This window comes from Acidobacteriota bacterium (assembly GCA_016208495.1).
Taxonomy (GTDB): Bacteria; Acidobacteriota; Blastocatellia; order Chloracidobacteriales; family Chloracidobacteriaceae; genus JACQXX01.
On the sequence record JACQXX010000038.1, the window covers coordinates 1 to 4,625 of the forward strand.

General features: G+C 51.8%; 3 protein-coding genes and 1 CRISPR repeat array. Of the genes, 1 reads left to right on the forward strand and 2 read right to left on the reverse strand.

Annotated features, from left to right (window positions below):
- Window positions 1-167: 167 nt before the first annotated feature.
- Window positions 168-1,649 carry a M20 family peptidase gene (locus tag HY774_06635; GenBank protein MBI4748147.1) on the reverse strand — a complete coding sequence of 494 codons (1,482 nt, stop codon included), beginning with the start codon at window positions 1,647-1,649 and terminating at the stop codon, window positions 168-170.
- A gap of 554 nt (window positions 1,650-2,203) precedes the next feature.
- On the opposite strand from HY774_06635, the gene cas6 reads away from it, so the two are divergent.
- Window positions 2,204-3,121, forward strand: coding sequence for a CRISPR system precrRNA processing endoribonuclease RAMP protein Cas6 (cas6, locus tag HY774_06640; GenBank protein MBI4748148.1), 918 nt, complete (start codon window positions 2,204-2,206; stop codon window positions 3,119-3,121).
- A gap of 195 nt (window positions 3,122-3,316) precedes the next feature.
- Here cas6 and HY774_06645 read toward each other — a convergent pair whose 3' ends face one another.
- Window positions 3,317-3,622 carry a hypothetical protein gene (locus HY774_06645; protein MBI4748149.1) on the reverse strand — a complete coding sequence of 102 codons (306 nt, stop codon included), beginning with the start codon at window positions 3,620-3,622 and terminating at the stop codon, window positions 3,317-3,319.
- A 7-nt stretch (window positions 3,623-3,629) separates the two neighbouring features.
- Window positions 3,630-4,572: direct repeats of the CRISPR family, unit length 37 nt; unit sequence GTTTCAATCCCCGGCCAGGTCTAAGGGTCTTTCGGAC.
- Window positions 4,573-4,625: the final 53 nt, after the last annotated feature.

A 4,625-nucleotide genomic window follows, 5' to 3' on the forward strand; every position in this document is an offset into this window, starting at 1 on the left:
GGGGTTCGGGGTTCGGGGTTCGGGGTTCGGGGTTCGGGGTTCGGGGTTCGGGGTTCGGGGTTTTCGAATTGATCATCTTTTCGTCCTTTTTGTCCTTTTTATCCTTTACAGGTTTGTTCTAAACCCTGAACCCTGAACCCTGAACCCTGAACCCTGAACCCTGAACCCTAATTGGCATGACTGGTTTTATGATCAAAATTCACCATCAATTGGCGATAAAAAGTGACGGCCTGGGCAAAGTTTTTGACTGACACTCGCTCGTTGGTGCCGTGGATGCGAATCGTATCGGCCTGTTTGATCCAGATGGGCAAAAACCGGTATACATTCTGGCTGAGTGGCGCGTAGTACCGCCCATCGGTTGCGCCAATGACCAATGTTGGCGTGACGACAATTCCTGGAAATACCTGGTGAAGCGTGCGTTGAACGGTGGCGAAGGCTTCGGAATCAGTTCGTGAAGTTGGCGATGGATTGGCCGCCATTTCAGTCAGCGGTTCGACCTCAACTCGTGAATCGCTGACTGTCTGGCGGACGTGTTCAGTGACTGATTCAATTGTGTCTCCTGGCAGAATCCGAAAATTGATAATCGCCCGCGCTGAAATCGGGAGCACATTGTCTTTGATGCTGCCTTCAAGCATGGTCGGCGCCGTTGTGGTGCGGATATAGGCATTGGTAGTCGGTGACTTGGCCAAAATGGAGGTTACCAGCGGGCGAAACAGCCACAAATTGGCCATAATCACCCGGTTAGGAAAAGACATTTCCGGGCCGAGGTATTCAAACATCTGGCGGGTTGGTCCTTCGAGCCGGGCTGGGACCTGGTTGGTTTCAAGTTTGACGAGTGCGGCGCTCAGGATTCCGACCGCCGTTTGCTTCGGAGGCATTGACGAATGGCCGCCTTCCCCTTTCGCGGTCAACTTGATGCTCACATATCCTTTTTCAGCAATACCAACCAGCGCCACGGGGAGTGGAACCTGGGGATAATCTTCAACCACCGCGCCGCCTTCATCCAGGACACATTCAAACTGGAGTCCCCGTGATTGGAGCAATTTTGAGATTTCAGCCGCTCCCTGTTTCCCGCTGGTCTCTTCATCGTGACCAAAGGCAAAATAGATGGTGCGCTGTGGTTGAAACCCTTCGGATAAAAGAAGTTCGGCGGCTTCCAAAATACCAATGACGCCGGATTTATCATCGAGTGAACCACGTCCCCACACATATCCGTCAGCGACGTGGCCACCAAAAGGAGGATGCGTCCATTTGTCTTCCGTTCCAGGTTCAACCGGGACAACGTCCTGATGCGCAACCAGCAGAATGGGCTTGAGGTTTGGCGCACGGCCTTCCCATCGAAACAGCAGGCTGTGTTCGTTGACCTTTTCAAGCGTCAGGGTGGCAAACACTTTTGGATAGGTGGCCTTTAAAAATTCGTGAAACTGACGGAACTGATCGGCCTCCAGAATTGAAATCGTCTGAAATTGCAGGGCTGAGGCCAGATGGCGGGCGGTCGCGTCCTGGTCTTCCACAGCCAGGGGAACTGATTGAACCGGAACCTGTTTTGAAGTAAACCGGGTGGTTCGAAAGAGTAAAAACCCGCTCAGAACCACCACCACAATGATGATTGAAACGGCAATGTGTTTGAAGGCTTTCCTTTTGTGCATAAACAGACGAAATCACAGTGGGCTAAAGTTGACCAGGCATAGCTTTTCAGAAAAAGGTTCAGCAGATTGTCTTGACTGAAGGTTGCTCTTTAAGGCAGTGACCATGATACATTTTCCATCTCGGAAAAATGTATCTGCGGAAAGTGATATATCAAATGCGAGTGCGATTGAAAAGCATAATTCCAGTGTTCCATAAGCACCTTTTCACCATTCGCGTAATAAAAATCTAGGTTATCGAATCTTTTTCCAGTTTTGGTCACAATTGTCTAAATTGATCTGACACATACTCAAAAACTGAATCTGGGCGACAGGTGGATTCAGCCTGCGAAACGGGCACCGACTCGTAGCCCAGGATGAAGTCTTTGAAACCCTGGGTCCAACGTGCGGTCTCCATCAGACCGGCGAAGCAGGCGCACCCGGCCACCCGCTTCGCGGGTTCACAGACAATGGGTTCCCGAAGGCAGTTGGTGAGCTGTTTTTGAGTGAACAAACCAGAAAACTGAACAAAGAATTCACGAAACAGGATTTTTATTACGCGAATGATGAGAATAAACTTGAAGCGACTTGTCTTCACATTGCGTGCCTGTGAACCTGCCTGTTTGCCGGGGTTTCTTGGTTCGACTCTGCGTGGTGCCTTTGGCCATGCCCTGAAAAAACGGACGTGCCTGAAAGTTCCACCTGTTTGTAATGACATATGTCAATTCGAGGACGGTTGTATCTATCACCAGATATTTGAAGCTGGTCACCCCCGACCTCACCCAGGTACCGGGCAACTCGATGACTTTCAGCATCCGTACCTGATCGTCCTTCCGCCAATTTCCCTGGCCCAAAATCGGCAACAGCTTCAACGTGATGAAACATTGACCTTTGAAATAACACTCATTGGCAAAAGCACGGACGTTCACGCTCCAGTTACCGAAGCCGTTCGGTTAATGGGAGCTTTTGGCCTTGGCGTGGCGCGTTCGGTGTTTGAGCTTGAATCCGTAGCTTCACCCGATGAACCCGTAACCACGCTTGGAAACCTGGTTGCTCATCGGCTGACTGAACTTCCTCAGCCTGACCAGATCACGATTCAACTTGAAACACCTGCCCGAATCAGGCTCGGCAAGAAATTGCAATTTCAACTTCCCTGCTCCATTCTGGTTCGATCACTGGCACGGCGGATCAATTCTCTGGCAGCTTTTCACGGAAGCGAACCATTGAATCTGGATATTGAAGAACTGACCCGCCTGGCTTCCAAAGTCAAAACCGTGGCAACCCAGATTCGCTGGTGCGACTGGGAACGGTATTCAAATCGCCAGGAGACCAAAATGAAACTGGGCGGGGTCATCGGAAAAATTACCTATTCAGGCCCAGCTCTTGCCGGGTTGCTCCCGCTATTGGCGGCAGGTGAAATCGTCCACGTTGGAGCCGCCACTACGTTTGGTCTGGGCGGTTACAGGCTTTCGGTTTCTCCACACCTCAATTCCTGATCCTGACTTGAAGCCAGAGAGCAAGAAAAGACAACCTGTTCAGAACAAAAGGAAAGGCTCTGAACCCAATCCAGGGTTCAGAGCCTTTTGTATGTCTATTTTCCAGATGAGACGAGAGGCAAATTGTGCCATTCAATCCCCGGCCAGGTCTAAAGGTGTCAAGCACCATCTTTCTTAAACTCCGTTGCGGAAAGGTCAGTTGAGCTTGACAACCCCCGCCCGGAGGGCGATGGAAAGTAGCCGGTGGGAAGCCTGCTTTGAGGCGCACCCACCGGAATGGAGGCCGCCAATGGTTCGCGCCCGGATGGGCGCTGGATCAAAACCCCCAAGGACTCCGGGATTTTCGCCGAAACCTTGCCACAGAACGTTTCCAGCGCCCATCCGGGCGCGAATGAAATGGATACTGATCCGGTGGTATGCCCAAAGCGGCAAACCACCGGCTACTTTCCACCGCCCATCCGGGCGAAAACCAACCTTCCCATACCGGAAGATATTTCTCATGCGAGGGGTTTCAATCCCCGGCCAGGTCTAAAGGTGTCAAGCACGTCTTGGTAATCTGTTGGATTCTGGTTGCGGTAGCAATGTTTCAATCCCCGGCCAGGTCTAAAGGTGTCAAGCACGGAAGGTGACGACTATCGTCGAAACCCAGGGGGGTTTGTTTCAATCCCCGGCCAGGTCTAAGGGTCTTTCGGACGACCAAGATACCCCCATTTCTGAGCTATGAGAAAGGTTTCAATCCCCGGCCAGGTCTAAGGGTCTTTCGGACACTACTGAAGAAGAAAAAAACAAAGAAAAGCGGGCTGGTTTCAATCCCCGGCCAGGTCTAAGGGTCTTTCGGACGACACTGCATTAAATAGGCCGTCCTTCAGCGCATCGGCGGGTTTCAATCCCCGGCCAGGTCTAAGGGTCTTTCGGACATTAACGAGGGCGAAATTGGAAAACACGTTTTCGCGAAAGTTTCAATCCCCGGCCAGGTCTAAGGGTCTTTCGGACGAAACAGGAATGTAAGAGTTACCGCATCGGTTGCTCTTAGTTTCAATCCCCGGCCAGGTCTAAGGGTCTTTCGGACTCAACCAAGCGCAACTTGCGCTTGTCGTTATTTCGCGAAAAGTTTCAATCCCCGGCCAGGTCTAAGGGTCTTTCGGACCGGCTGATGTTCCAATGGGATCAACTGCAACTGTTTTGTTTCAATCCCCGGCCAGGTCTAAGGGTCTTTCGGACTTGATCCCGTAACCGCCAAACTCATCGCTCGGATCGCAGGTTTCAATCCCCGGCCAGGTCTAAGGGTCTTTCGGACCGGACTGAGTGCCGCTATCTCACTATGCGTGCTGCTTCCGAGTTTCAATCCCCGGCCAGGTCTAAGGGTCTTTCGGACACACCCCGGTATCGACTACGCCCAGATGGTCGCAGTGGAGTTTCAATCCCCGGCCAGGTCTAAGGGTCTTTCGGACGGGGTTATGACAAACCCATTTTCGCATTGCTCACCGGTTTCAATCCCCGGCCA